The 25,949-nt window shown below is 72.8% G+C and carries 22 protein-coding genes and 1 pseudogene; 16 read left to right on the forward strand and 7 right to left on the reverse strand.

The features are described 5' to 3' along the window. Nucleotides 1–7: 7 nt before the first annotated feature. The 5 genes from aroH to der all read left to right on the forward strand — a co-directional run bounded on the left by aroH (nucleotide 8) and on the right by der (nucleotide 4,576). Nucleotides 8–370: a chorismate mutase gene (gene aroH, locus IEY56_RS05150; RefSeq protein WP_189035892.1), complete on the forward strand. Its 363-nt coding sequence runs from the start codon at nucleotides 8–10 to the stop codon at nucleotides 368–370. Next, entirely contained in the window at nucleotides 370–1,458 is a 1,089-nt protein-coding gene (locus tag IEY56_RS05155) for a prephenate dehydrogenase (RefSeq protein WP_189035893.1), read from the forward strand. Before aroH ends, IEY56_RS05155 begins: the two co-directional genes overlap by 1 nt. Nucleotides 1,459–1,561: 103 nt before the next feature. Next, nucleotides 1,562–2,299, forward strand: coding sequence for a (d)CMP kinase (gene cmk / locus IEY56_RS05160; RefSeq protein ID WP_189035894.1), 738 nt, complete (start codon nucleotides 1,562–1,564; stop codon nucleotides 2,297–2,299). 65 nt (nucleotides 2,300–2,364) lie between these two features. Then, the gene (locus IEY56_RS05165) at nucleotides 2,365–2,952 is read left to right on the forward strand and encodes a lysophospholipid acyltransferase family protein (protein ID WP_189036211.1); all 588 of its coding nucleotides are present in this window, start codon (nucleotides 2,365–2,367) and stop codon (nucleotides 2,950–2,952) included. Nucleotides 2,953–3,100: 148 nt separating this feature from the next. Continuing rightward, nucleotides 3,101–4,576, forward strand: coding sequence for a ribosome biogenesis GTPase Der (der, locus tag IEY56_RS05170; protein ID WP_189035895.1), 1,476 nt, complete (start codon nucleotides 3,101–3,103; stop codon nucleotides 4,574–4,576). 81 nt (nucleotides 4,577–4,657) lie between these two features. Here the strand turns inward: der and IEY56_RS05175 are convergent, their stop codons facing one another. From IEY56_RS05175 to IEY56_RS28275, 3 genes and pseudogenes are all read right to left on the reverse strand, one after another. Then, complete coding sequence (locus tag IEY56_RS05175) at nucleotides 4,658–4,945, reverse strand: hypothetical protein (protein ID WP_045866600.1); 288 nt, start codon at nucleotides 4,943–4,945, stop codon at nucleotides 4,658–4,660. Between the two features lie 227 nt (nucleotides 4,946–5,172). Next, nucleotides 5,173–5,691, reverse strand: coding sequence for a DUF8842 C-terminal domain-containing protein (locus IEY56_RS29190; RefSeq protein ID WP_506004000.1), 519 nt, complete (start codon nucleotides 5,689–5,691; stop codon nucleotides 5,173–5,175). A gap of 306 nt (nucleotides 5,692–5,997) precedes the next feature. Continuing rightward, nucleotides 5,998–6,294 (reverse strand): annotated as a pseudogene (locus tag IEY56_RS28275) (hypothetical protein); the annotation flags it as partial. A gap of 294 nt (nucleotides 6,295–6,588) precedes the next feature. Between IEY56_RS28275 and IEY56_RS05185 the strand changes: the two are divergent. The 5 genes from IEY56_RS05185 to IEY56_RS05205 all read left to right on the forward strand — a co-directional run bounded on the left by IEY56_RS05185 (nucleotide 6,589) and on the right by IEY56_RS05205 (nucleotide 10,823). Beyond that, complete coding sequence (locus IEY56_RS05185) at nucleotides 6,589–7,839, forward strand: glycosyltransferase family 4 protein (RefSeq protein WP_189035897.1); 1,251 nt, start codon at nucleotides 6,589–6,591, stop codon at nucleotides 7,837–7,839. Further along, nucleotides 7,836–8,852: a hypothetical protein gene (locus tag IEY56_RS05190; protein ID WP_229711626.1), complete on the forward strand. Its 1,017-nt coding sequence runs from the start codon at nucleotides 7,836–7,838 to the stop codon at nucleotides 8,850–8,852. Before IEY56_RS05185 ends, IEY56_RS05190 begins: the two co-directional genes overlap by 4 nt. Nucleotides 8,853–8,896: 44 nt before the next feature. Further along, entirely contained in the window at nucleotides 8,897–9,067 is a 171-nt protein-coding gene (locus IEY56_RS05195; RefSeq protein ID WP_045866597.1) for a hypothetical protein, read from the forward strand. Nucleotides 9,068–9,201: 134 nt separating this feature from the next. Further along, nucleotides 9,202–10,167, forward strand: coding sequence for a helix-turn-helix transcriptional regulator (locus tag IEY56_RS05200; RefSeq protein ID WP_189035898.1), 966 nt, complete (start codon nucleotides 9,202–9,204; stop codon nucleotides 10,165–10,167). A gap of 434 nt (nucleotides 10,168–10,601) precedes the next feature. Next, nucleotides 10,602–10,823: a proteinase inhibitor I78 gene (locus tag IEY56_RS05205; RefSeq protein WP_045866595.1), complete on the forward strand. Its 222-nt coding sequence runs from the start codon at nucleotides 10,602–10,604 to the stop codon at nucleotides 10,821–10,823. Nucleotides 10,824–10,940: 117 nt separating this feature from the next. On the opposite strand, the gene IEY56_RS05210 is transcribed toward IEY56_RS05205, so the two are convergent. Then, nucleotides 10,941–11,996 (reverse strand): phosphatase PAP2 family protein, encoded by a 1,056-nt coding sequence (locus IEY56_RS05210; protein ID WP_229711627.1) that lies wholly within the window; start codon nucleotides 11,994–11,996, stop codon nucleotides 10,941–10,943. Between the two features lie 491 nt (nucleotides 11,997–12,487). On the opposite strand from IEY56_RS05210, the gene IEY56_RS05215 reads away from it, so the two are divergent. Next, a complete protein-coding gene (locus IEY56_RS05215; protein WP_189035900.1) occupies nucleotides 12,488–14,380 on the forward strand; it encodes an MFS transporter in 1,893 nt (630 codons plus the stop codon). A gap of 81 nt (nucleotides 14,381–14,461) precedes the next feature. Here the strand turns inward: IEY56_RS05215 and IEY56_RS05220 are convergent, their stop codons facing one another. Beyond that, nucleotides 14,462–14,908, reverse strand: a complete 447-nt coding sequence (locus IEY56_RS05220; RefSeq protein ID WP_045866593.1) for a cell division protein SepF — start codon at nucleotides 14,906–14,908, stop codon at nucleotides 14,462–14,464. A gap of 356 nt (nucleotides 14,909–15,264) precedes the next feature. On the opposite strand from IEY56_RS05220, the gene IEY56_RS05225 reads away from it, so the two are divergent. Further along, nucleotides 15,265–16,476 carry a DUF5685 family protein gene (locus IEY56_RS05225; protein WP_189035901.1) on the forward strand — a complete coding sequence of 404 codons (1,212 nt, stop codon included), beginning with the start codon at nucleotides 15,265–15,267 and terminating at the stop codon, nucleotides 16,474–16,476. A 657-nt stretch (nucleotides 16,477–17,133) separates the two neighbouring features. Next, nucleotides 17,134–18,171 (forward strand): S1 family peptidase, encoded by a 1,038-nt coding sequence (locus IEY56_RS05230; RefSeq protein ID WP_189036213.1) that lies wholly within the window; start codon nucleotides 17,134–17,136, stop codon nucleotides 18,169–18,171. A 178-nt stretch (nucleotides 18,172–18,349) separates the two neighbouring features. Here the strand turns inward: IEY56_RS05230 and IEY56_RS05235 are convergent, their stop codons facing one another. After that, entirely contained in the window at nucleotides 18,350–19,372 is a 1,023-nt protein-coding gene (locus IEY56_RS05235) for an aspartate-semialdehyde dehydrogenase (RefSeq protein ID WP_189035902.1), read from the reverse strand. 158 nt (nucleotides 19,373–19,530) lie between these two features. Between IEY56_RS05235 and IEY56_RS05240 the strand changes: the two genes are divergently transcribed. Further along, nucleotides 19,531–20,076 (forward strand): 2'-5' RNA ligase family protein, encoded by a 546-nt coding sequence (locus IEY56_RS05240; RefSeq protein WP_189035903.1) that lies wholly within the window; start codon nucleotides 19,531–19,533, stop codon nucleotides 20,074–20,076. Here the strand turns inward: IEY56_RS05240 and IEY56_RS05245 are convergent. Then, nucleotides 20,049–20,867 (reverse strand): metallophosphoesterase family protein, encoded by an 819-nt coding sequence (locus IEY56_RS05245; RefSeq protein ID WP_189035904.1) that lies wholly within the window; start codon nucleotides 20,865–20,867, stop codon nucleotides 20,049–20,051. The genes IEY56_RS05240 and IEY56_RS05245 overlap by 28 nt on opposite strands. A 309-nt stretch (nucleotides 20,868–21,176) precedes the next feature. Here IEY56_RS05245 and IEY56_RS05250 point away from each other — a divergent pair, with 309 nt between their 5' ends. Continuing rightward, nucleotides 21,177–24,872 carry a DNA polymerase III subunit alpha gene (locus IEY56_RS05250; RefSeq protein ID WP_189035905.1) on the forward strand — a complete coding sequence of 1,232 codons (3,696 nt, stop codon included), beginning with the start codon at nucleotides 21,177–21,179 and terminating at the stop codon, nucleotides 24,870–24,872. Further along, on the forward strand, nucleotides 24,869–25,942 hold the full coding sequence (locus tag IEY56_RS05255; RefSeq protein ID WP_189035906.1) for a DNA polymerase Y family protein: 1,074 nt from the start codon (nucleotides 24,869–24,871) through the stop codon (nucleotides 25,940–25,942). Before IEY56_RS05250 ends, IEY56_RS05255 begins: the two co-directional genes overlap by 4 nt. Nucleotides 25,943–25,949: the final 7 nt, after the last annotated feature.

Consider the following 25,949-nt stretch of genomic DNA (forward strand, 5'->3'; position numbering starts at 1 on the left):
CGGGCACGTGGCGGTACGAGCGGTGCGGGGAGCCGTCCAGCTGGAGCGGGACGAGGCCGGGCACATGCACGAGCAGGTCTCGGCGCTGATGACGAGCGTCCTGGAGCGCAACAGCCTCACTCCGGAGGACCTGATAAGCGTCTGGTTCACGGCCACTCCCGACCTGCACAGCGACTTCCCCGCCGCGGCCGCCCGCAAGATCGGCATCACCGACGTGCCGCTCATCTGCGCCCAGGAGCTGGACGTCGCGGGTGCCATGCCGCGCGTGGTGCGCGTGCTGGCCCACATCGAGTCGGATCTCCCCAGGTCCGAGGTCAACCACGTGTACCTCGGCGCCGCCGCCGCTCTCCGCAAGGACATCGCCCAGTAATGCGTACCGCCCTCGTCGTCGGCACGGGCCTCATCGGCACCTCAGCGGCGCTCGCCATGACGGCGCGCGGCGTGCGGGTGCATCTGCGGGACACCGATCCGCAGCGGATCCGTACCGCGGCGTCCCTCGGAGCGGGCACGGACGCCGAGCCGGACGGCCCCGTCGACCTCGCGGTGGTGGCGGTGCCGCCCGCCCATGTGGCGCGCGTCGTCGCGGACGTGCAGCGTCTCGGCCTGGCACGCGGCTGCATCGACGTGGCCAGCGTGAAGGGCGGCCCCCGCCGTGAGCTGCGCGAACTCGGCGGCGATCCCGTCGCCTACCTGGGCAGTCACCCCATGTCGGGCCGCGAGCAGAACGGTCCGCTCGCCGCCACCGCCGACCTCTTCGAGGGGCGGCCCTGGGTGCTCACGCCGACGCCCGAGACCGACACCGAGGTGCTGAACCTCGCGCTCGAACTGATCGCGCTGTGCGGCGCGGTCCCCGTGGTCATGGACGCCGACGCCCACGACCGCGCCGTCGCGCTCGTCTCACACACCCCGCAGCTGCTCTCCAGCATGATCGCGGCCCGCCTGGAGTCCGCGGACGAGACGGCGGTCCGCCTGTGCGGGCAGGGCATCCGGGACGTCACGCGCATCGCCGCGTCCGATCCGGACATGTGGGTGGAGATCCTCGCCGCCAACCCGGGGCCCGTCGCCGACGTCCTCGCCGCCGTCGCCGGTGACCTGGACGAGGCCGTACGGGCACTGCGCGCGCTCGACTCCGCGGACGAGGAGAAGCGGGGCGGAGGCGCCGCCGGCATCGAGGACGTGCTGCGCCGGGGCAACGCCGGCAGGGCCCGCGTCCCGGGCAAGCACGGCCAGGCGCCCGCGGTCTACCGGACGGTGGCGGTGCTCATCAGCGACCGCCCGGGCGAGCTGGCCCGTATCTTCGCGGACGCCGGTGCCGCCGGCGTCAACATCGAGGACGTACGGATCGAGCACGCCACCGGTCAGCAGGCCGGCCACGTCCAGCTCATGGTGGAGCCGGGTGCCGCCTCGGCGCTGGAGTCGGCGCTGCGCGACCGCGGCTGGTCGCTGCGGCGCCTGTGAGGTTCCCACCGGCAGAACTGGGCGGTCCCCGCAGCCGGTAGCCTTGGCCCGTGGCCGTTCGGCCCTGCCCGCCCTGCCCGTGTAGAGAAAGGTCCTCCTCAGCGTGTCTGCAGTGATTGTCGCCATCGACGGCCCCTCCGGCACGGGCAAGTCCAGCACCTCGAAGGCGGTGGCTTCGGCGCTGGGCCTGAGCTACCTGGACACCGGCGCCCAGTACCGCGCCATCACGTGGTGGATGCTGACCAACGGCGTTCCCGTCGACGACGCGGAGGCGGTGGCGGCCGCTTCCGGCAAGCCCGTGATCGTCTCCGGGACCGACCCGGCGGCGCCCGCCATCTCCGTGGACGGCGCGGACGCCTCGGGCCCGATCCGCACGCAGGAGGTCACGGCCGCGGTCAGCGCCGTCAGCGCGGTGCCCGAGGTGCGTGCCCGCATCACCGATCTGCAGCGGTCCATCGCGGCCGGAGCGGCGGGCGGCATCGTCGTCGAGGGCCGGGACATCGGCACCACCGTCCTTCCGGACGCCGACCTGAAGGTCTTCCTCACCGCCTCGCCGGAGGCCCGCGCCTCCCGCCGCAGCGGCGAGCTGAAGGGCAAGGACGCCTCCGACGTCTCCACCACCCGTGAAGCGCTGATCAAGCGGGACCAGGCCGACTCCAGCCGCAAGACGTCCCCGCTGAAGAAGGCGGACGACGCCGTCGAGGTGGACACCACGGAACTCTCCCTGGAACAGGTCGTCGAGTGCGTGGTGACGCTCGTCGAGAACGCGGCGTCGGAGAAGTCCCGCGAAGCCGGCACGGCCTCCGTGGCGAACGAGAAGGCGGGGCAGATCTCCAAGTGACGTCCACCGGGGGAGCACCCGGTGCGCGGGGGGCCGCGACGGGGCGCCGTATCGGCCTCGGCCTGATGCACGGCCTGTGGCGTCCCCGCGTGCTCGGTGCGCGGCGAGTGCCCGCGAGCGGTCCGGTGATCCTCGCCGTCAACCACTCGCACATCATCGACGGACCGATGCTGATGGGCATCGCGCCCCGCCCCGTCCACTTCCTCATCAAGCGGGAGGCGTTCGTGGGCCCGCTCGGCCCGTTCCTGCGGGGCATCGGGCAGATCGAGGTCGACCGCAGCTCGGCCGACCGCGCCGCGATCCAGCGGGCGCTGGCCGTGCTGGAGGGCGGCGGGGTACTGGGGATATTCCCCGAAGGGACCCGCGGCGAGGGCGACTTCGCCTCGCTGCGCTCGGGACTCGCCTACTTCGCCGTACGCTCCGGAGCGCCCGTCGTCCCGGTGGCGGTGCTGGGCAGCAACGACCGGCCGGGCAGACTTGTCAGGGCGCTTCCCGCACTGCGCAGCCGGGTCGACGTCGTCTTCGGCGACCCCTTCGAAGCGGGAGACGGCAGCGGGCGCCGTACCCGCAAGGCGCTCGACGAGGCCACCTCGCGCATCCAGCGCAGACTGACGGACCACCTGGCGGGCGCGCGGCGGCAGACGGAACGCTGAGCACGCCCCGGCGCCCGCGGGGCGCCCCACAGGCACCACGGGCCGGCCGCCGCGGACGGCCGGCCCGGCACACTTGCAGCAGCGAGCCGCCCGGAGACCTCCGGGCGGACGCGGACCACCTGATCAGGAACGACGAGGACGAGACGGCATGAACGACCAGAACCAGCACGGCGACGAGCCGGCGCACGAGCACGGTGAGCTCGGCGACGCCGAGTTCGCCCAGTTCATGGAGCTCGCCGCGGAAGAGGGCTTCGAAGCCGAAGAGGTAGAGGGTGCCCTGGAGGAGGCCTCGCACGGGCCGCTGCCGGTGCTCGCCGTCGTCGGCCGCCCCAACGTCGGCAAGTCGACTCTGGTGAACCGCATCCTCGGCCGGCGCGAGGCCGTCGTCGAGGACCGCCCGGGCGTGACCCGGGACCGCGTCACCTACGAGGCCGAGTGGGCGGGCCGCCGCTTCAAGGTCGTCGACACCGGCGGCTGGGAGCTCGACGTGCTCGGCATGGAGGCGTCGGTGGCGGCCCAGGCCGAGTTCGCGGTGGAGGCCGCCGACGCGGTCGTCTTCGTGGTGGACGCCCAGGTCGGGGCCACGGACACCGACGAGGCCGTCGTGCGGATGCTGCGCAAGGCCGGCAAGCCGGTCGTGCTCTGCGCCAACAAGGTCGACGGGCCGACGGGCGAGGCCGACGCCGCCTACCTGTGGGGCCTCGGCCTCGGTGAACCGCACCCCGTCTCCGCCCTCCACGGACGCGGTACGGGCGACCTTCTCGACGTGGCCCTCGACGCCCTGCCGGAGGCCCCTGAGCAGACCTTCGGCGCCGGCGGAGTCGGCGGCCCGAGGCGCGTGGCGCTGATCGGGCGTCCCAACGTCGGCAAGTCCTCGCTGCTGAACAAGGTGGCGAAGGAGGACCGCGTCGTCGTCAACGAGGAGGCGGGCACCACGCGGGACCCGGTCGACGAGCTGATCGAACTCGCCGGCCGCACCTGGATGTTCGTCGACACCGCGGGCATCCGCCGCCGCGTGCACCTCCAGGAGGGCGCCGACTACTACGCCTCGCTGCGCACCGCGGCCGCCCTGGAGAAGGCCGAGGTCGCGGTCGTCCTGATCGATGTGACGGAGTCGATCAGCGTCCAGGACCTGCGCATCATCACCATGGCCGTGGAGGCCGGACGCGCACTCGTCATCGCCTACAACAAGTGGGACAACCTCGACGACGAGCGCCGCTTCTACCTGGAGCGGGAGATCGAGAGGGACCTGGTCCAGGTGCGCTGGGCGCCGCGGGTGAACATCTCGGCCCGCACCGGACGGCACATGGAGAAGCTCGTACCGGCCATCGAGACGGCGCTCGAAGGGTGGGAGACCCGCGTCCCCACCGGGAAGCTCAACTCCTTCCTCGGCGAGATCGTCGCGGCGAACCCGCACCCGGTGCGGGGCGGCAAGCAGCCCCGCATCCTCTTCGGCACGCAGGCCGGGGTCAGGCCGCCGCGGTTCGTGCTGTTCGCCTCCGGGTTCCTGGAGGCGGGCTACCGGCGCTTCATCGAGCGGCGGCTGCGCGAGGAGTTCGGCTTCGAGGGGACGCCCGTGCACATGTCGGTGCGGGTGCGTGAGAAGCGCGGCAAGAAGAAGTAGCCGGCCTTCGCGGGCCGGCCGGCGCCGCACCCGCTGCGGTGTGCGGCGCCCGTGCGACGGTTCCGGTGCCGTCGCCGTCGTTCAGTGTCCGTACGTGCGTCCGTTCTGCTGTCCCGGAGGCAGGGCGGCGGGCTTGCCGCCGGTGCGCTTCGGCAGCAGTTCGTGCGGCCACTCGCCGCCGCGCCAGCTCCCGCCGCCCAGCTGGCCGGCCGCCGTGCCGTGCGTCAGGCCGAAGCCCTCGAACCGCAGCTCCTCCTCGCCGGAGCGGTCGCCGGGCAGCGTACGGAAGAGCCTGCTGTACTCGGCGTACAGGGCGTCGTAGATGGGTGTGCCGGAGCCGGGCGAGGGGGATTCGCGGCTGTGGCGCATACCGGGGATGAGTCCCTGGTCGCGGTACGGGCGGTGGGCTCTGGAAGGTTCGTAAGGCTGCACGTCTGGCCAAACGACCGCGCCGCCCGGCGGATGCGGGGCGGCGCGGCGAATGACCTGTTCGCAGGGGTGGGTCAGGGGCGTACGTGCGAACGGAGCGCCGTGCGGGGCATGGCCCGCACGGCACGTCCGGGGGCTCCCGCCGCCCGGAGGACCGCGGGAGACCGTCAGCCCTGCAGAGGCATCGTGGCCGCGACCAGCACTCCTCGTGCCGCGGCCTGGACGAGGGCCTCCCGGAGCAGGTCCTCCCGGGGCTGGTGGCCGATGGAGCCGGTGGGCGCCGCGTAGACGAGCACCGTCCCGTTCCTGTTGGCGGACTCCCGCCACTCCTCGGTGACGGGCAGCGCCTGGTGCGCCTGCCACCAGGCGGTGGGCTGGCCGGTTCCGCCGGAGGGCGGCTGGAGGATGGCGTGGAGCTGGCCCATGGCGACCAGCACGGACCAGCCGGACACGGGTGCCGGCGGCTCCCCGAGGCCGGTGACGTGCTGGAAGCCCTGCTCGGCGAGGAGCGGCAGGAAGTCGTCGCCGGGGCCGCTCGCGCCCGGACGCGCGATGCGGGACGTCGGCTCGACGACGACGGCGGCGTGGACGGTCCGCCCGATCAGCACCTGCCCGCACGTGACGCTCAGCACCGCACGCTCCGGGGACGGACGGCCGGGCGCGGCGGGTGAGGCGGGCCGGGGCACCGTGCCCGAGGGGGCCGCCGCGCCCGCAGACGTCCCGTACGCGTCGGGAGCCGGTCGTCCGGGGTGGCCGGACGGTGGCGCGGCGTACCCGGCAGGGGCCGGGACGCCCTCCTGGTAGCCGTAGCCGCCGCCGTACCCCTCCCGGTAGCCGTCACCGTAGTGCGCGGCCTGGCCGGGGACGCTTCCGAACTGCTGGACGGGACCGGGGGCGTTCCCGAAGCCCTGGCCGTGATCGGGCGCGTAGCCGTAGCCGCCGTTGTGGCCCGCTGCCGGACCGGCGCCGTAGCCGTACCCCGGGTCCGCGGCGGCCGCGCCCGCGGTGCCGGCGGCCCCGGCCTCGGCGGTGATCGTGCGGACCGCTCCCTGCACCTGCTCCTCCGAGACCTTCACCACCTGCGAGGGGATGCACGCGGCGTGCGCGAAGGCGAGGACGGCCGTCTCCTCGCCCACGAACAGCACGGCGGTGGTGGGCATGCGACCGGTGTCGCCGGGAGTGCGGCACGAGGTGCAGTCGTAGGCGCCCGGGGCGTTCTCGCCGGCGAGCAGCCTGTCGGCTTCATCGTCGCCGATCTCGGCGCGTACGTCGTCGCTGACATCGAGCAAGGGGGACACAGGGGCTCCTGGCGTTCGGTTCTTGTCCCATGGACAACGGGAGAGCCGTGGTCGCGGTCACGCGCGGGGGACGACCGGAATGCTCGGGGGAGGGCACCGTGTCCTGCTCCGGGAGTGGTCAACCGGTGTAGTGGGCAGGCAAGTTCCAGAATCTTCTTCACAGTTTCGAAACTGTTCTGGGACAAGTACGTGATAGCGCCCAACCATCACCCTTCCTGCCCGGTCTACCCATCGGAAGGCGGACAGCAGGGGACTGACCGCGTCGAACGCGTGGGGGGCGGGCACATGCACATCGCGTTTCTGATCAACAGCGGCTACGGGATGGGCGGGACGATCCGTACCACGTACAACCTGGCGTCGAAGCTGGCGGAGCAGCACGACGTCGAGGTCGTCTCCGTGTTCCGGTACAGGGACCGGCCGTTCTTCGACCCTGGTCCCGGAGTCCGGCTGCGCTCGCTCGTCGACATGCGGCGGCACAGCCCGCACTATGCGGGAGACGATCCCCAACACGCCCTTCACGCCCGCGTGTTCCCGGACTGCGACGGCCGTCATCCGCAGTACAGCGCCCTCACCGACCGCCGCATCGGCGAGTACCTGGCGGCCACGGAGGCGGACGTCGTCATCGGCACCCGCCCCGGGCTCAACGCCCACATAGCGCGCCAGACGCGCCGCGGGCCCGCCCGGCTGGGCCAGGAGCACCTCACGCTGGCCACGCACTCGGCGCGCATGAAGCTGATGCTGCGCGACACCTACCCCCGCCTCGACGCGGTCACGACGGTCACCGAGGCCGACGCCCGCGACTACCGGCGGATACTCCGCCTGCCGGGTGTCCGCGTCGAGGCGCTGCCCAACAGCGTCCCCGCGCCGCAGGTCGGCCCGGCGGACAGCAGCGGCAAGTGGGTCGTCGCCGCCGGGCGTCTGGCCCCGGCCAAGCGCTACGACGTGCTGATACGCGCTTTCGCGGGCGTCGTCGCGGAACGCCCCGACTGGGGCCTGCGGATCTACGGCAACGGCCGCGAACGGGACGGCCTCCGGGCTCTCATCGACGAACTCGGTCTCTACAACCACGTGTTCCTGATGGGGCCCGCGCACCCCATCGAGGCCGAATGGGCCAAGGGGGCCATCGGGGCCGTCACTTCGAGCCTGGAGTCGTTCGGCATGACCATCGTCGAAGCCATGCGGTGCGGTCTCCCCGTCGTGGCGACCGACTGCCCGCACGGTCCCGGCGAGATCATCCGCGACGGGTCCGACGGGCTGCTCGTACCGACGGGCGACGTTCCCGCCGTCACCGGCGCCCTGCTGCGTCTGATGAACGACGACGCTCTCAGGCAGCGCATGGGACGGACCGCACTTGCCGCGTCCGCGCGGTTCGACCCCGCGCACGTCGCGGCACGTTACGAGGACCTTCTGACGCAGCTGGTCAACCGCCGCGGAGCCACGGTCCACAGAGCACGCGCCGCGCTGCTGAGCGGGGCGTACGCGGCCAAGGACGCCCTGTGCGCCCGACGCATCGCACTGCAGGGAGGACAGGCATGACCACCCGCGCCACCGGGACACCGCCGGCAGCCGCATACGGGGGAGAGGCAGCGGGCGCCGCCCCGGCCGCACAGGTGCGCCCCCCGGTGGACTGGCCGCCGCACTCCCCGAAGCCCAAGTCCCTCCGCCCGCAAGCCGATTGCACGGCGGACACCGCGGGCGGGATCACCATCGACGTGCGCGTTTCCGAGGGGCAGGCTGCCGCCTCCGGCATGGCGCGGGCGGTGGAGGGCGGCGCCGCGCTGCTCCTGAGACGCCGCGGCGGGGGAGAGGGCCCGGAGGACACCGTCCGGCTGCCGCTCGGCCCCGCCGGGACGGAGGGCGTGATGCGCGCCGTCCTGCCGAGCATCATGACGCTGCCCGAGGGCCGTTGGGACGCCTTCCTCGCCGTGGCCGAAGCGGAGCCGCAGCGGCTGCGCTCCGGGCTGAACGACCTGCGTTCACTCGTGGACCGCGTACCGCGGCAGGGACGTACCTGGCTGGGCGTGCGCATCCCCTACGCCACCAAGTACGGCAACCTCACGGTGCGTTCGTGGCTGCGCTGGCCGCACGCGGAGGCGGGGCAGCTGCACGTCGAGGACGGCCTGATGCGGCTGCGCGGCGTGCTCTTCGGCGCGCGGCTCGACAGCGGCGCCCGGATCGAGGCACGGCCCCGTGACGGCGGGCCCGCGGTGTGCAGTCCGGTGGCCCCAGAGGTACGTGCGCCCGGCCGTCCCGGGGGGCGGACCGCCTGGAAGACCGGAGCCGAGCCGGAGGCGGCGACGGGCTTCACGGCCGAACTGCAGCTCGCCGCGCTGGGGCCGGGACACCGGGTATGGGACCTGTGGCTGCGTCCGGACGGGGACGCCGGACCGGTCCGGATCGCCCGGATCCTCGATGACATCCCCGACAAGAGGCTGATCTTCAGCTATCCGCCGCAGCGTGTGACCGACGCCGGGGGAGAGCGGACGGTGCGGCCGTACTACACGCTCGACAACGACCTTTCCCTAAGGGTTTGCCTTTCGGATGCGTAGAAGCAGTGAAGTGGGCAACTCGAAGCCATGGAGGTGTCGTTCACATGGTTCCTATTCTGCTCGTACTGCTGTTGGCCCTGCTCCTCTTCGGAGCGGGCTTCGCGTTGAAGGCCCTGTGGTGGATCGCGGTAGCGGTACTCGTGATCTGGTTGCTCGGCTTCCTGCTGCGCACCACCAATGCGGGCGGAGGCAAGGCACGCTGGTATCGCTGGTAGACGGCGATCGCCCCGTAGCGGGAGGCGAATGACTTCCGGCGGAGCACTCTTACAGCGAACAAGGGCAGGGGCCCGGCCATCGGCCGGGCCCCTGCGGACTCTAGCTGTCCGCAAGCGGTGGCAGACTCGGCGGCATGGTCGAGACCTCGGCACGGCTGCTGCGTCTGCTGTCCCTGCTGCAATCCACCCGCGAATGGTCCGGCGCCGAGCTGGCCGCTCGCCTGGGAGTCACGCCGCGCACCGTGCGCCGGGACGTGGACCGACTGCGCGGCCTCGGCTACCCGGTGCACTCCACGACGGGCACGGCCGGCGGGTACCAGCTCGGCGCGGGTGCGCAGTTGCCTCCGCTGCTGCTCGACGACGAGGAGGCCGTCGCCGTCGCCGTCGGTCTGCGTACGGCTGCGAACGGCGGGGTGCAGGGCATCGAGGAGTCCTCCGAGCGGGCCCTGGCGAAGCTCGAACAGGTGCTGCCGCACCGCCTGCGGCGCAGGGTGAGCGCCCTCAACGCCTACACCGTGCCCATGCTGCCGACGCACCGGGCCCCGTCCGTCGAGGCGTCGGTCATCACGGAGCTCGCCCACTCCTGCCGCGATCACCAGCAGCTCCGGTTCGCCTACGAGGCGCACGACGGAACGGCCACGCGGCGGGTCGTGGAGCCCCACCGCCTGGTGAGCACCTACCGGCGCTGGTACCTCGTGGCCTGGGACGTGGAACGCGCCGACTGGCGCACCTTCCGAGTCGACCGCATCACGCTCACGCCGCCCCACGGGTCCCGCTTCACGCCCCGCACGCCTCCGGCGGACGACCTCGCCGCCTGGGTCTCGGAGGGCGTCTCCGTACGGGCCTACCCGGCTCAGGCCGCGGTGCTGCTGCGCGTGCCGGTCGAGCGGGCCGCGGAGGTCGTCTCCCGCTCCTGGGGGACGCTGGAGGCGGTGGACGGGGAGAGCTGCCTCTTCCGTACGGCGGGGCCTTCGCTGGAAGTGATCCTCCCCTACATCCTCATGCTCGGCTTCGACTTCGAAGTGCGGGAACCGGCAGAGCTGTTGCCGCTGGTCGAGACCCTGCGGGACCGGCTGGAGAGGGCCCGGGGCGAAAACTGACGGACCGGAAGTCCGGGTTTCACTTCCGACTTCCGTATCGGCGCTTGCCGCACTGGCAGTCACACGGTCACGACTTCGAGTGACGGTAATCGCATGATCGGTCACGCGCCGCGACTTCCCCTTCGAGTCGTAGCGCGCGTCCGGTCGGTTCCCGGAAAGCGTTCGCGCGAGAGCCCGGGTCTATTTCCGGGACCGCACGCGGCTTCGCGGGAAGAACCACCGCCGAAGTAATCCGCCCGCCCCGCAGGGTTTCTGACGGAGCGTTCGCGAAAGAATTCGGCAAGGAAAGGGAAGCGTCCGGTGCGCGGCAATTCCAGTCCGCGTACATGCCTCGTACGAGTGACACCGGGAAGCCCGGAGCAGCCGCCGGTCACTGTGACAAGAGTGTGACGAGGTGACGATACGTCCCGTACCTCCGGCGGTACGGTTGCGTCATGGCACCGGAATCCACCCCCCAGGGCACACCGCAGGACGAGCCGGAGAGCTACGTCGGACTCTCCGCGTCCGAGGCCGAGGAGCGCGCCTACGCACGCGGCTGGACCACCGTGCGGTCGCTCCCGCCGGACGCGATCATCACCATGGAGTACCTCAGCGGACGGCTCAACTTCTCCGTCGCGAAGGACACCGGCACAGTGGTGCGCTGCTGGCCGGGCTGAGCCCGCGCCGGCCCCGCTGCGCACACGAGTGTGGCCCCGGAACCCTCAAGGGTTCCGGGGCCACACTCATGCGGCGCGTACCGGTCCGGCGCGGGCCGGTACCCCTGCCGCGCGTGGTTACTTGCCGCGCGGCCCCAGAGGTGCGGGGCGGGGCTGCGAGCGGTCCCCGTACGGGCGCCTGGGTCCCGCGGGCGGCTGCGGCGTGACGGGCGCCCGCTCCGCGCGCAGCGGGTGCTGCCGTCCGGGAGCGTGGTGCAGCCGGGCGGCGCCCACTCCCGTGCCCGGGGAGGGCTGGGCCGGGGCGCGGCCCCCGACGACGGCGGTGTCGTGCTGCGCCTCCTCCGCCGTCATCTCCTCGGCAGGGCGTGCCCTGCCGGACGGAAGCAGGGGCTGCCGCGTGACGGGGGAGAGCGGCGAGGGAGCCAGGCCGGGGATCCGCGAGGTGCTCCTGCGGTCCCGCCAGGCGAGGACGTGGTCCTCGGCGGTGGCGATGGCCGGCTCAGCCCAGGGCAGCGCCAGCAGGATCAGCAGTCCCGCGGCCCAGCCGAGCAGTACGTCGCTCACCCAGTGCGTGCCGAGATAGGCGGTCGTCGCGCCGACTCCGAGAGCGAAGAACGCGGCGACCACGGACAGCACGCGGCGGGCGCGCGGCGTGGTGGCGAGATAGGCGAGGACGCCCCAGGTCACGACGGCGTTCGCCGTGTGACCCGACGGGAATATGTCGCCGCCGGCGAAGAGTTCGGCCGATCCGACGGAGGTCGCGTAGTGCGGGCCGAGCCTGCCCAGGCCGATCTTGACTGCCCCCACGGTGATGTTGAGGGCCAGCAGGGACGTCCCGAGCACGAGAAGCGGCCGCAGCGTGCGCTGCCGCCAGGAGCGCCAGCCGAGCCAGGCGGCGACGAGCACGGCCGTGGGGCCGCGCTGCCCGAGCACGACGAAGTAGTCCAGGAATGCGTGCATTTCGGGCCACTGCTTGTACGGCCGGAACAGCATGACCTGCCAGTCCAGCCGCACCAGGTCCGTGCTGAACAGGACGGCTATGACAATCACCGCATAGAGCCCGGTTGTCGCGCCGAACAACAGCTTGCGGGTCCGGCTCATCCGCGGGACGCCGCTGGTGCTCGGTCGCTCGGGCTCCTGTTCCAGCCGGGCGAGTAGTCGGTCGATACGCACCCAATCGACGTTACAACGGCTCTGAGAGATGCCTGTACACGTCAGGGGGTTCGTGATGACGATGTGATGTGGAGTGTGTCTCATGGCGGTGTTTGGGGGCGTGAATTCCTGTGGCTTATCCAGGGTTTAACCCGTGCATTCCGGATGCTCTCCAGTGCCTTCCGGTGCTCCTGGGCGAATTTCTGTTCACCGTCGGTTGCCAGGGAATTCCGCCGTCCTTTTCCCCTCGTGTTCCCCTTCCGCGCAAGCCAGTTGACGGCGCGACGGGCGGCGGTGCCCCGGCGCGCGCGGCTGTGAGCGGGCGTGTGCCCACTGTGCGCTGGTGACATGCGCCACGCGGTCGTCCGGCAGACTCGCGTACCCTGACGGCCACTCGCCCTAGTTGCTCCGGGCTCGACGACGTCCGTCTCCGCCGTGGCGGACAGAGGCGTCGCACCGCCGCCCGGTGCCGCCCCCCGCCGCCCAGGGCGAGCGCGAGAGGAGGTGCGCAGATGTCCGGGACGACCACAGCCGGAGCCGAAGGGCCCAAGGCGAATGCTCCCGTGCACGGGGCAGGACGCCCTGCCTCTGCCGCCGCGCCAGCCGCGAACCGCTGGGTCGTGCTCGTCGTCCTGTGCACCAGCCTGCTGCTGGTCGCCATCGACGCCACCGTGCTGCACGTGGCCGTACCGGCGGTCTCCGGCGATCTGCGGCCCGGCTCCGTCGAGCTGCTGTGGATCGTGGACACCTATCCGCTCGTCTGCGCCTCGCTGCTCATCCTCTTCGGCACGCTCGGCGACCGGATCGGGCGGCGCCGCGTGCTGCTCTTCGGCTACGCGCTCTTCGCTGTGGCCTCCGCCGCCGCCGCCTACGCACAGACACCGGACATACTCATAGCGGCGCGGGCCCTGCTCGGCGTCGGCGGCGCGATGATCATGCCCGCCACTCTTTCGATACTGCGCCAGGTCTTCCCCGACCGGCGCGAGCGTGCGCTCGCCATCGGCATCTGGAGCGCCGTGGCCGCGGTCGGCGCCGCAGTCGGCCCCCTGGTGGGCGGTGCGCTGCTCGAGCATTTCTGGTGGGGCTCGGTCTTCATCATCAACATCCCGCTGATGGCCGCCAGCCTGCCCGTCGGCCGCTGGCTGCTCCCGGAGTCCACGGGCAGCCGCGAGGGCCCCTGGGACGTTCTCGGTGCGGTGATGGCCGCGGGAGGCCTCTTCGGCGTCATCCTCGGAGTCAAGGAGGCGGGCAGCGGCGACCCGTTCTCGCCCCAGGCGGCCGTCCCGCTCCTGGCGGGCGCGGCGCTCCTCGCGCTCTTCGTACGGCGCCAGCGCCGGCGTCCGTACCCGCTCATCGACGTACGCGCAGTGGCACGCCGGGCCTTCGGCACGGCGGTCGGCTGCATCGTCCTCACCGTCCTCGCGCTGGTCGGCCTCGCGCTGATCGCCGCCCAGTACCTCCAGCTGGTCCTCGGTCTCTCTCCGCTGGAGACCGGACTGCGGCTGCTGCCCCTCTCGCTGGCGGCCGTCGCCGCCGGGCTCGCCGGATCGCGCCTGCTGGGCGTGTTGGGACCGCGCACCATGGTCGGGTTCGGCTTCGTCCTCACCGCGCTCGCGGTGCTCGTGCTGACGGGAGTCGGCCAGGAGGACCGGCCCGCGCTGCTCATCGGCGGGTTCGTGCTGCTCGGCTTCGGCCTGGAGACCACGCTCTTCGGCTGCTACGAGTCCATGCTCAGCGAGGCTCCGGCGTCCACCGCGGGCGGTGCCGCCGCGATCGGCGAGACGGCGTACCAGCTGGGGGCGGGCATGGGCATCGCCGTGCTCGGGACCGTCATGAACGCCGCGTACGCCCCCGGTGTGCGCGACGTGCCGGGCGTCTCCGACGCCGCCGGAGCCGGTGCCGGGCACTCGCTCGGCGAGGCGTACGGCATCGCCGCCCGATTGGGAGGGCCCGCCGGCGAGGCGCTCCGTTCGGCCGCGCGTGAGGCGTTCGTGCACGGCATGCACGTCACGCTGGCCGTCAGCGCCGTCCTGCTGCTCCTCGGCGCGCTCGCTGCCCTCAGGCTGCCGCGCACGATGGAGCCCGGGCGGGACGAGGCTAAGGACCTCCCGGAGGCCGCTTCGGCGGACGAGGGCCAGGCGGAGTTCGGCTCGGCCGAGGGCGTGAAGACCGCAGCCGCGGCGGGCGGGACGGACCAGGCGCCGAAGCGCGGGAGCGCGGCGATGGAGGAGCGTGCGGCGGGCGCCGCGCGGGGCGGGCAGGAGGCTGCCGGCGAGCGCGGGACGGCGGCGGGGAGGCTGCCGAGGCAGCCGGACCGCAGCCGCGGCGCGTCGCCCCGGGCGCCGGGCGCGCCGCGCTCCGGCGACGACGAAGCCCTGCTGCCGAGCGCCGGTACCCGGCCGTAGCGACCGCCGGAGGCAGCGGCCTCCGGGGCCGCCCCCGCGTGACCGCCGGCTCGGGCCGTGCCGGGGCCGGCGACGCGGGGGTCAGCTCTGGTTGAAGAAGCCGCCTTCGGCGGCGCGGCGGCTCTCGCCCCCCACGATCTTGTAGTCGTCGGGAGTCAGCAGGAACACGCGCGTCGCCACCCTTTCGATGGACCCGCGCAGCCCGAAGGTGAGCCCGGCGGCGAAGTCCACGACGCGCTTGGCGTCGGCGGACTCCATCATCGTGAGGTTGATGATGACGGGAACGCCGTCGCGGAAGAGTTCGCCGATGCCGCGGGCGTCGCGGAACCCGTCGGGTGTGACCGTGGCGATTCGGGTGCCCTGGTCCTGCGCGGCCTCGGCTGTCACCCTGACCCGCGGATCCGTCACCCACGGCTCCCGCGCGGCGTCCCCGGGCTCCGGCCCCTCGGCGTAATCGTCGTCGTAGTAACGCATTTCGCTGTCGTCGACGAGGCCCAGCCAGGCACTCGCCTTGCGCACCGATCCCATGGACGCCTCCTCTCCTCTGCGCGGTCGTCCGCATTGCCATCGAGCGGCTCCGCCGCGGATCCGCATCCCTATCGTCGTCCATGATGCGGATGTTGCGCCAAGCGGATACCTGCCCAGAACGGGATTCGTGACGGTACTGGTGCAGAACATATGGCGCTCGGTCAGGGAAACAGTGGGGCCCGCGTGGTGACGGTGTGCAAGTTTCGCGGCCTGCGAGGTGCGGACCGGGTCGGTTCCGAGTTCGGGCAGAAGGATGCGGGCGGCCCGCACACCATGTTGGCCTGCCGATAAAGTGATGCCGCCGCACGACGCGTGCGAAACACTGTGCGAGGGGTCAACGGGCAAGCGGGGGAACGTTGTTCGGAATCATACGGCCGTGCAGCCATCGGCTCGGCGGCCATCTGAAGACGGAGTGGATGGCGCACCTCTGCGGGCTCTGTCTCGCGCTGCGCGGGGCGAAGGGCCAGTTCAGCAGGGTGGCCACCAACTACGACGGCCTCATCGTCTCGGTGCTCGTCGACGCCCAGTCGCGGCGGACGGGCGCTGCCGACGGCCGCCGGCGCACCGCGGGCCCCTGCCCGTTGCGCGGCATGCGCAGTGCGCCGGTCGCGCAGGGGGAGGGCGCGCGCCTGGCCGCCTCGGTCTCGCTCGTGCTCGCTTCCGCGAAGGTGCAGGACCATGTGGTGGACGGCGACGGCGTGTTGGGCCGCAGGCCGGTGGCCGCCGTGGCCCGGCGGATCGCGTCCGGCTGGGCGCAGGCGGGTGCGCGTACGGGGGCTGAGCTCGGCTTCGACACGGCGGTCCTGGTCGACGCCGTGGAGCGGCAGCAGGATGCCGAACTGGCCGTCGTGCGGGGCGGATCGCTGCTGACGGTGACCGAGCCGACGGAGACGGCCACCGCCGCGGCCTTCGCGCACACCGCCGTACTGGCGGGACGCCCCGCGAACGCCGAACCCCTCGCGGAGGCGGGACGCCTCTTCGGGAGGCTCGCCCATCTCCTCGACGCCGTCGAGGACTTGGCGGCCGACGAGGAAGCGGGCCTGTGGAACCCCCTGACCGCGACGGGCACCGATCTGGCGGAGGCGCGGCGGCTGTGCGACGACGCCGTGCACGGGGTGCGGCTGGCGCTGCGCGAAGTCGACTTCGTGGACGGCGGGCTGGCGCACGTACTGCTCGCACACGAGCTGCAGCGCTCGGTGCGGCGGGTCTTCGGCTCCGGTGCCGGCGGCTGCGCGCATGCGCCGTCCGGTGAGGAGCCGCAGGACGCCCTGCCGTCGCAGGCGTCAGGTGAGCGGCCTCCCGGCCAGTCGCCGTGGATCACCCGTGACCCCACCGGCCCGCCGCCCCCGCCGCAGCGGCGCCGCGGCCTCCTCGCCGGCTGTGCCGTCTGGTCGGGGCTCTGCTGCACTGGCCAGATCTGCTGCAGGGACCCGTACCACGACCCGTGGACGGGGGAGTCCCGCGAAGGCTGGTGCCACAAGTGCGACTGCTGCGACTGCGGTTGTGAGGGCTGCTCCTGCTGCGAGGGCGACGGCTGCTGCTGCGACTGCTGTGACTGCGGCGCCTGAGACGCGTGCCCTCGGTCCCGGAGACAGGCGCCTGCGGCGTCGGGGCCACGTGCGGGCGCGTCGGAGCTACGGCGCGACCCGGCTGATATTCCGCTGCCGAGGCCTCCTGTACGGGCCGACGGGATGCGCGGGCCGTCCCGTGGCGGTGGTCGGCGGCGGATGGAGAAGCGCGCGAACGGAAACGGCGGAGTAGCCGCCGAAACGAATGTGAAATCCCCGTGAAGATGGTTCTTCGCGGGTGCGAGTTTCCCCGGAATGGCTTTCCTGATTAGCTCCCGCTTTTCGCGGTTGAAATCCCGTGAGTGGGGCCGTAATTGGGGGACGAAACAGGACAAGTCTGCATCTTGTGCCAGTTCAGGGCATGACTGCTCGTTATTGGGGCCGTGCCTTGTGTCTGTGGATCGACGCGCGTCACATTTCGACAAGTGCGACTGCCTGCGACGGGCCAGTTTTTCACGGGCAGAAGTGAAATCGGCCTTGTGTGGTGCGCTTCGTTCTCGTAATACTCCTCGGTACGAGTTGGCATGGACGTGACTTCCCTGCCGGGGAGATTCGGCGTCCGTACTTCCTCCGGGGCGTTCCCTCTGGTCCGGGTCGCCCCAACCCCCCACTGGAGGTTTTGAGTTGAGCGACAAGAAGCAGATAACGAAGCGGCGGATGGCTATCGCCGGCGCGGGTGTCGCGGCACTGGTCGCCGGTTCGCTGACCTGGAGCGCCAGCGCGTCCGAGGACGCGCCGAGCCTCAAGTCCCTGTCGAGCGCGTCGGCTTCGAAGCTTGCCTCGCAGCTCACGTCCGACATCAAGGCCGACGCCGGCTCCTACTACGACGCCAAGGCCAAGAAGCTGGTCGTCAACGTCACCGACGCCGCCGACAAGCAGCAGGTCGAGGCCGCCGGCGCCGAGGCCAAGGTCGTCAAGCACACGATGGCCAAGCTGGCCTCGGTGAAGGACACGCTCACCAAGAACGACATGACGGGTACCGCCCGCGCCGTGGACGTGAAGTCCAACAAGGTCGTCATCACCGCCGACCAGACGGTCAAGGGCGAAAAGCTGGCCAAGCTGAAGAAGCAGGCGAAGGCGCAGGGCGGCGCGGTCGAGATCAAGCGCAGCGAGGGCAAGTTCACCACCAAGATCGCGGGTGGCGACGCCATCCACGGTGACGGCGGACGCTGCTCGCTCGGCTTCAACGTGACGCTCGACGGCAAGCCGGCCTTCCTCTCGGCGGGCCACTGCACCACGGCGATCGCCAGCTGGTCGGAGTCCGAGGGCGGTCCGGTCATCGCCGAGAGCGGCGACGGCGAGTTCCCGGGTGCCGACTACGGCATCGCCACCTACACCGGCGACACCGAGCACCCGAGCGAGGTGAACCTCTACGACGGCAGCACGCAGGAGATCACCGGCGCCGCCGAGGCCGAGGTCGGCCAGGAGGTCACCCGCAGCGGCAGCACCACCCAGGTCCACGACGGCACCGTCACGGCGGTCGACGCCTCCGTCTCCTACCCGGAGGGCACCGTCAACGGCCTCATCCAGACCGACGTCTGCGCCGAGCCCGGCGACAGCGGCGGCTCCCTCTTCGCCGGCGACAAGGCTCTCGGCATGACCTCCGGCGGCAGCGGCGACTGCTCCGCCGGCGGCGAGACCTTCTTCCAGCCGGTGACGACCGCCCTCGAGGCCACGGGCGCCCAGCTTCCCTGAAGCGGCTCCCCGCGGCACTGACAGGGCACATGCCGGTGTGAAAGCGCACTGAGCACTGTCACGGAACACAGCGGAACCCCCGGGCACAGCCCGGGGGTTCCGTCGTTCCTGGTGGTGCGGCTCGCGCCCGGCCTCACACGTCAGCCGGAAGCGCTCGCGGGAGACGTCACCGGGGACGTCACTCCGCGGCGACCAGCTCCGCGATCTGGACGGCGTTCAGCGCCGCGCCCTTGCGCAGGTTGTCGTTGGCGAGGAACAGGGCGAGGCCGTGCTCCACGGTCTCGTCGGCACGGATACGGCCCACGTAGCTGGCGTCCTTGCCCGCCGCCTGAAGCGGCGTGGGGATTTCGGACAGCTCGACGCCGGGTGCGGCGCCCAGCAGCTCACGTGCCCGCTGCGGGGTGATCGCCCGCTCGAAGCGCGCGTTGACCTGGAGCGAGTGGCCGGTGAAGACAGGGACCCGCACGCAGGTGCCCGAGACCTTCAGGCCGGGGATGTCGAGGATCTTGCGGCTCTCGTTGCGGAGCTTCTGCTCCTCGTCGGTCTCGTCCAGGCCGTCCCCGACGATCGAGCCGGCCATCGGCAGCACGTTGAAGGCGATGGGGCGGTCGTACTTGTCCGGCTGCGGGAAGTCGACGGCGTCGCCGTCGAACGTCAGCCGGGTCGCGTCGGTCTCGATCGCCTTGGACGCCTGCTCGTTCAGCTCGGCGACGCCGGCCAGGCCGCTTCCGGAGACCGCCTGGTAGGTGGCGACGACGAGGCCGCTCAGCCCCGCCTCCTCGTGCAGGGGGCGCAGCACGGGCATGGCGGCCATGGTGGTGCAGTTCGGGTTCGCGATGATCCCCTTGGGCCTGCGCCGGGCCGCCTCGGGGTTCACCTCCGAGACGACGAGCGGGACTTCCGGGTCCAGCCGCCACGCGGAGGAATTGTCGATGACGACGGGGCCCTGCGCGGCGACCTTCTCCGCGATGGCCTTCGACGTCGAACCGCCCGCTGAGAACAGGACGACGTCCAGTCCGGAGTAGTCGGCCGTCGCGGCGTCTTCGACGGTGACCTCGCCGCCCTGCCAGGGCAGCGTGCGCCCGGCGGAACGGGCGGAGGCGAACAGCCGCAGCTGGTCGACGGGGAGTTTCCGCTCGGCAAGAATCTCCCGCATCACGCTGCCGACCTGGCCCGTGGCTCCGACGATCCCGATCCTCATGGGGCTCCTTCTGTGAGTGTCCTGTGCGGGGGCGACCGTCCCGTTCGCGCGGTGCGCGCGGGAGCGGCGCTGGCTCTTCTACCCTGCCTTGCTGCCTCTACGATCTGCCAATTCTTTGACATCGGTCACAGCCGCCCTCCGTGCAAGCATGTCCGATCATGACGAGAAGCGACGGCAGCGACGGAGGGGGCTGGCCGGACGTCGTCGGCGACACCGCCCTGTCCGTCAGGGTTCCCGAGGCCGACCCATTCGTGCGCACCGGGTCCTCCGCGCACATCACCGTGCTCTATCCGTTTCTGCACGTGAACCGGCTGGGCGAGGCCGTACACCGCGAGCTGGCCGCCCTGTTCGCCGCGCACGAGGCCTTCACGCTGTCCTTCGAGGGGTTCGGCCGCTACCCGGGGGTGCTCTATCTCGATCCTCTGCCCAAGGACCCGGTCGAAGTCCTCACCAAGGAGGTCACCCGGGCCTGGCCGGAGGCCGAGCCCTACCGGGGGATCTTCGACGGCGGGCTCGAGCCCCATCTGACGGTCGCCGTCAGCGAGGCGCCGCACGGCGACGACGCCGCGCACGAGGCCCTCGCCGCGCGGCTCGGGCCGCTGCTCCCGATATCGACCGAAGTCACCGAGGTCGGCCTGGTCGTCTGGGACGGGTCGCGCTGGCGGGAGCGCGTCTCCTACCCGCTGGGCCGGCCGGAGGGGTAGCGCCCGTCGCCCGGTCCGAAAGCCGCCAGGGCGTCCTCGGCGCTGTTGCGCGCGTACACGTACTCGTCCGCCCACTGCGCGGCGCCCTCGAAGCCGGACTCCGCGGCGATGCGCTCGCAGGCCGCCGCGCAGTCGAACGCGGTGCGGCGCAGGGTCACTCCGTCCCCCGGGCCGAGCAGCGCCCAGTGGGCGCCGGGCCGCCCGTAGGGCATGCCGACGCTTCCGGGGTTGACCACCAGCCGCCCGTGGGCGAGCCGTACGAACGGCATGTGGGTGTGGCCGCACACGACGGCCCGCACACCGGGGTCCACGCCGGCCAGCACCTCCGCCCAGCGCTCCGGGCGGGAGTCGACGAGCACGGTCTCCGCGTCGTCGCGCGGAGTGGCATGGCAGAAGAGCACCGGCCCCAGCCCGTCGACCTCCAGGAGGGCGGAACGGGGCAGCCCCGCCAGCAGTTCGACGTCGGCGGGACGCAGCTGTGCGGCGGCCCAGGCGTCGACGGGCGGGGGAGCGGGCGCCTCCGCCCCGTCCGTCCCGGCTGCCGGGCCTTCCGCGGCCGGGGGCCGCCGGCTGAGCGCGACGAGCTCACGGTCCGCGTTGCCGCTGATCAGCACGGCGCGGTCGCCGAGCGCCCGCAGCATCTCCAGCGTCTCCAGCGGCTGCGGTCCGGCGAGGAGGTCGCCGGCGACGACGACGGTGCCGGCGGCCCGCACCTCGGGCTCGGCCAGTACCGCCTCCAGGGCGGGGAGGACGCCGTGGACGTCGGAGAGGACGGCGACGCGTTCAGCCATGCGGCCGATGGTGACGTACGGGGAGGGGCGGCGGGGCGCGGTTCTGCCGAGGGCCGAGCGGAGCGGTCCCCGCCCGGCTGCCCGGTGAGCGAGGCCGAGTCCGAGCGGGTGGAGGCCGGGCGGGACGGGACGGGGCGGCCGCGCCTTGCCGCCGGGCGCCCCGTGTTCGAACGCAGGGCTCCTGTGCCGCGGTTGGGGAGCCGTCCGCGGCAGGCCCCCACCGGTGGTGAGCTGCGGAGAAGCCATCCGACACCGTTCGAACGCGGGTTCGAGTACTGGTCTATGGTGGAGGGCATTCGGCAAGCAGGGATGCGAGTGCGGTGGGAGGTGCGTGCGGTGCCTGGATTCGTGCATCTCCATGTCGCCTCCGGCTTCTCCCTGCGGTACGGGGCGTCGCATCCCGAGACGCTGGCCGACCGTGCCCGCGAGCGCGGAATGGACGCGGTCGCGCTCACCGACCGCGACACCCTCGCCGGAGCGGTGCGCTTCGCGCGGGCGAGCGCGAACGCCGGGGTGCGCCCCGTCTACGGGGCGGACCTGGCCGTCGCGGAGCGCCCGGAGCGCACGAGCGCGGTACGCCGCCGCCGTACGCCGGTCCGGGGCGGTGCCTTCATCGACGAATCGGCACAGCGGGTCGTCTTCCTCGCGGCCCGCGGCGGCACCGGATGGGACGGGCTGTGCCGGCTGGTGAGCGCGGCGCACGCCGGCGGAGGCGAGCGGCCCCAGCTGGAGTGGGACGACCTGGCGGCCCTGGGCGGTGCTTACGGCGGAGCGCTGACCGTACTGCTCGGGCCCGAGTCCGACGTGGGGCGCGCGCTCGCCTCCGGGCGCCCCGACAAGGCGGCGCGGCTGCTGTCCGGCTGGCGGGAGATCTTCGGCACGGCGCTGCGGCTGGAGGTCGCGGGGTGCGTACCGCTGCGGGAGTCCGCGCGGATGCTGGGGCTCGCCGCCGAGCAGGGCGTCAGGCCCGTACTGACCAACGCGGTGCGCTACGCCGACCCCAGCCAGGGCCCGGTCGCGGACGTCCTGGACGCCGCGCGGCGCCTGGTGCCCGTCGACCCGCGGAAGGGGCTGGACAGCGGCGAGCGGTGGCTGAAGGGGCCGGAGGCCATGGAGGCGGTCGCGCTGCGCGTCGCGGAGGCGGCGGGCTACCGGAGCGACACCGCGCACCGGCTGCTGGCGCTGACCGAGGAGGCCGCCGAGGACTGCCGCGTCGACCCCGAGTACGACATCGGCATCGGCCGGGTCCACTTCCCCGAGCCGTGGCTCGTGGGCGCGGGCAGGGGCGGCGGGCGCGGGCGTCCCGGCCCGGGCGGGCCCGCCGCGACGCGGGGGAGGACCGCGGAGCGTGTGCTGCGTTCGCGCTGCGCCGCGGGGATGGTCGCGCGGAGGTACGAGTCCCAGCGGAAGCGCTGGGAGCGGCTCGAACACGAGCTGCGGATCATCGAGGGACTCGGCTTCTCCTCCTACTTCCTGACCGTCGCGCAGGTCGTGCAGGACGTGCGGGCGATGGGCGTGCGGGTCGCGGCGCGCGGCTCGGGGGCGGGGTCCCTGGTCAACCACCTGCTGGGCATCGCACACGCCGACCCCCTCGAACACGACCTGCTCATGGAACGGTTCCTCTCACCGCGCAGGGCGGCCCTCCCGGACATCGACATCGACGTGGAGTCCGCACGGCGGCTGGAGGTCTACCGCGCCATCTTCGACCGCTTCGGCGAGGAGCGCGTCGCCGCCGTCGCCATGCCCGAGACCTACCGGGTGCGGCACGCCATCCGCGACGTGGGCGCCGCGCTGAGCATGGACCCCGCCGAGACCGACCGGCTGGCGAAGGCGTTCCCGCACATCCGGGCGCGGGACGCGCGCGCCGCGCTCGGCGAGCTTCCGGAACTGCGCGGCGTGGACGTCGAACGGTACGGCCCCCGCTTCTGGGACCTGGTCGAGTCGCTGGACGCTCTGCCCCGCGGGGTCGCCATGCACCCGTGCGGGGTGCTGCTCTCGGACTCCTCGCTCCGCGCCCGTACGCCGGTGGTGCCCACCAGCGGCGAGATCCCCCTCGGCCCTCCGGGCGAGGGCGGGGCCCCCATCCCCATGTCGCAGTTCGACAAGGACGACGTGGAGGAGCTGGGGCTGCTCAAGCTGGACGTGCTGGGGGTGCGGATGCAGTCCGCGATGGCGCACGCCGTCGCCGAGATCGAGCGGGCGGCGGGCGAGAGGGTCGAGCTGGAGAAGGTGCCGGAGGGCGATCCGGAGACGTACGCGCTCATCCGGTCCGCGGAGACCCTCGGCTGCTTCCAGATCGAGTCGCCGGGCCAGCGTGACCTGGTCGGGAGGCTGCAGCCGGAGAGTTTCCACCATCTCGTCGTCGACATCTCGCTGTTCAGGCCGGGGCCGGTCGTCGCCGACATGGTGCGGCCCTTCATCGAGGCCCGGCACGGACGGCGGCCCCCGGACTACCCGCACCCGGACCTGGAGCCGGCGCTGAGCGAGACGTACGGCGTCGTGGTCTTCCACGAGCAGGTCATCGAGATCATCTCGGTCATGACCGGGTGCGGCCGGGCGATGGCCGACGAGGCGCGGCGTGCGCTCTCGGACGAGGTGCGGCAGGGGAGGGTGCGCGCCTGGTTCCGGCAGGAGGCATCCCGGCGCGGGTACGCGGACGAGGCGGTCCGGCGGACCTGGGAGATCGTGGAGGCGTTCGGGTCCTACGGCTTCTGCAAGGCGCACGCCGTCGCGTTCGCCGTGCCCACCTACCAGTCGGCGTGGCTGAAGGCCCATCATCCCGCCGCCTTCTACGCGGGTGTACTGGAGCACGATCCCGGGATGTATCCGAAGCGGCTGCTGCTGGCGGACGCGCGGCGACGCGGGGTGCGGGTGCTGCCCCTGGACGTGAACCGGTCCTCGGCCGCTTATCGCATCGAACTGGTGTCTGATTCAAAGGGGGTTGAGGCCCCGTCGGGTACACCGTCGGGTACGCCGGAGTCCCCGGCCGCACCGGCCGCGCAGGACGGTCCTGAGGGCTCCTCCGCCTCCGCCGGCCGGTGGGGCGTACGCCTCGCCCTCGCCGAGGTGCAGGGCATCAGCGAAGCGGACGCGGAGCGGATCGAGGCCGGCCAGCCCTACGACTCGCTGGCCGATCTGTGGCGCCGGGCCCGTCCGCCCCGCCCCGTCGCCGAGAAGCTCGCCCAGGTGGGCGCGCTGGACGCGTTCGCACCCGACGGCAACCGGCGCGACCTGCTGCTGCACATCGCCGAACTCCACCGCGGCCGGCGCGCCGCCTCCGGCGCGCGCGAAGGGCAGCTGGCGCTGGGCGAGGCCGCGGTGCCCGAGCCGGCCGGGCTGCCCGACCTCGACGCGGGTGAACGGCTGGGAGCGGAACTCGGCGTCCTCGGCATGGACACCTCGCGGCACCTCATGGACGACCACACCGCGTTCCTGCGGGAGCTGGGCGCGTACTCGGCGCGGGGGCTGCGGTCCGCCCGGCACGGCGAGACGGTCCTTGTCGCCGGGGCCAAGGCCGCCACCCAGACCCCGCCGATCCGCTCCGGACGGCGTGTCATCTTCAGCACCCTCGACGACGGCACGGGCCTGGTCGACCTCGCGTTCTTCGACGACGCCCACGCGGCCTGCGCCCACACCGTCTTCCACTCCTGGCTGCTGCTGGTGCGCGGGGTGGTCCAGCGGCGCGGGCCGCGCAGTCTCAGCGTGGTCGGCTCGGCGGCGTGGGACCTGTCGGAACTGGTCGAGCTGCGGCGCACCGGCGGCCTGGACGCGGTCGCCGCGCGCCTGGCCGAGGCCCCGAAGGGTCCGGGCACCGGCGACGGCCAGGAGCCGGCACGGGACGCGGAACGGGAGACCGGAGAGGCGGGGAAGCCCGGGCGCACGATCCAGGTCGCCCATGGCTACGAGATGCACCCATGGGCCGACCTGCGCCCCCCGGGTGACGCCGCCGACTCCCCGAGGGCCCTGCGCAAGCTCTGGCACTCCAGTCCGGGGAGCGCGGGATGAGCGGGCAGAACGAGCGGCCGGACGAACGGCTCCACGTGCTGTACGTGCACTTCGCGGACGCCGGGAACCGCCCGGATGCCGGGAACCGCCCGGACGGCGGCCCGCCGTACGGAGAAGGCGCGGGCCTCGGCGCGGAGTTCCCCGAACTCCTCGGTCTCCTTTCCGACTTCACCCCCGTCGTGCAGGCGCTGCCGCCCGACGCGGCGCTCGCCGACGTACGGGGCGCACTGCGCTACTTCGACCGCGACGCACCCGCGCTGGCCCGCCTCCTCCGTGTCCGCGCGCTGGCCCTCCACGCCACCGACTGCACCGTCGGCGTCGCCGTCAACCCGCTCCTCGCGCGGATGGCGGCGCAGTCGGGCCCGCCGGGCACCGTCCGGGTGGTGCGGCCCGGGGAGGCCGCCGGGTTCCTCGCGGGCCGGCCCGTCGCCGCCCTGCACGGCATCGGCCCGTCGACCGCCCGGACCCTCTGCGCGTACGGGCTGGACACCGTCGGGCGGGTCGCCGAGGCGGAACCCGCCACCCTGCAGCGGATACTCGGCGCCAAGACCGGGCGCCGCCTCCACGAGCGCGCCCGGGGCATCGATCCGTCGTCCGTGGTCCCCAGCGCCCCCGCGCGTTCCGTCGCTTCGGAGTACCGGTTCGACCTGGACGAACTCGACGCCTCCGGCCGCCGCCGCGCGCTGCTCACCCTCGCCGACGAGCTGGGCTTCCGCATGCGTGCGGAGGGGCAGGCCGCCCGTGCGCTGAGCCTCACCGTCCGCTATGCCGACCGGTCCACCACCACCCGCACCCGCACGCTCGTCGAACCGACCGCGCACACACCGGCGTTGACCGCCGTCGCCTACGCCCTGCACGACGCTCTCGGGCTGCAGCGGGCCCGGGTGCGGGCGGTCTCCCTGCGGGCCGGGGAGCTGACACCGGCCGAACTCGCCCCCCGGCAGCTCTCCCTGGACCCCCGCGAGGAGAAGGCCCGGCGTGCCGAGGCCGCCGCGGACCGGGCCCGTCAGCGCTTCGGTGCGTCGGCGGTCCATCCCGCGGGGCTCGCCGACAGCCCCGACGCAGCCTGAGCGGCCG

Origin of the sequence: Streptomyces daqingensis (assembly GCF_014645895.1) — a bacterium.
GTDB lineage: Bacteria > Actinomycetota > Actinomycetes > Streptomycetales > Streptomycetaceae > Streptomyces > Streptomyces daqingensis.

Coding starts and splice junctions, on each gene's coding strand:
- IEY56_RS05230 (WP_189036213.1), top strand. CDS start 17,134: ATGGCTATCGCCGGCGCGGGTGTCGCGGCACTGGTCGCCGGTTCGCTG.
- IEY56_RS05235 (WP_189035902.1), bottom strand. CDS start 19,372: ATGAGGATCGGGATCGTCGGAGCCACGGGCCAGGTCGGCAGCGTGATG.
- IEY56_RS05155 (WP_189035893.1), top strand. CDS start 370: ATGCGTACCGCCCTCGTCGTCGGCACGGGCCTCATCGGCACCTCAGCG.
- IEY56_RS05215 (WP_189035900.1), top strand. CDS start 12,488: ATGTCCGGGACGACCACAGCCGGAGCCGAAGGGCCCAAGGCGAATGCT.
- IEY56_RS05255 (WP_189035906.1), top strand. CDS start 24,869: ATGAGCGGGCAGAACGAGCGGCCGGACGAACGGCTCCACGTGCTGTAC.
- IEY56_RS05185 (WP_189035897.1), top strand. CDS start 6,589: ATGCACATCGCGTTTCTGATCAACAGCGGCTACGGGATGGGCGGGACG.
- IEY56_RS05205 (WP_045866595.1), top strand. CDS start 10,602: ATGGCACCGGAATCCACCCCCCAGGGCACACCGCAGGACGAGCCGGAG.
- IEY56_RS05220 (WP_045866593.1), bottom strand. CDS start 14,908: ATGGGATCGGTGCGCAAGGCGAGTGCCTGGCTGGGCCTCGTCGACGAC.
- IEY56_RS05175 (WP_045866600.1), bottom strand. CDS start 4,945: ATGCGCCACAGCCGCGAATCCCCCTCGCCCGGCTCCGGCACACCCATC.
- IEY56_RS05195 (WP_045866597.1), top strand. CDS start 8,897: ATGGTTCCTATTCTGCTCGTACTGCTGTTGGCCCTGCTCCTCTTCGGA.
- IEY56_RS05240 (WP_189035903.1), top strand. CDS start 19,531: ATGACGAGAAGCGACGGCAGCGACGGAGGGGGCTGGCCGGACGTCGTC.
- IEY56_RS05190 (WP_229711626.1), top strand. CDS start 7,836: ATGACCACCCGCGCCACCGGGACACCGCCGGCAGCCGCATACGGGGGA.
- IEY56_RS05250 (WP_189035905.1), top strand. CDS start 21,177: ATGCGAGTGCGGTGGGAGGTGCGTGCGGTGCCTGGATTCGTGCATCTC.
- IEY56_RS05165 (WP_189036211.1), top strand. CDS start 2,365: ATGCACGGCCTGTGGCGTCCCCGCGTGCTCGGTGCGCGGCGAGTGCCC.
- der (WP_189035895.1), top strand. CDS start 3,101: ATGAACGACCAGAACCAGCACGGCGACGAGCCGGCGCACGAGCACGGT.
- IEY56_RS05245 (WP_189035904.1), bottom strand. CDS start 20,867: ATGGCTGAACGCGTCGCCGTCCTCTCCGACGTCCACGGCGTCCTCCCC.
- IEY56_RS05200 (WP_189035898.1), top strand. CDS start 9,202: ATGGTCGAGACCTCGGCACGGCTGCTGCGTCTGCTGTCCCTGCTGCAA.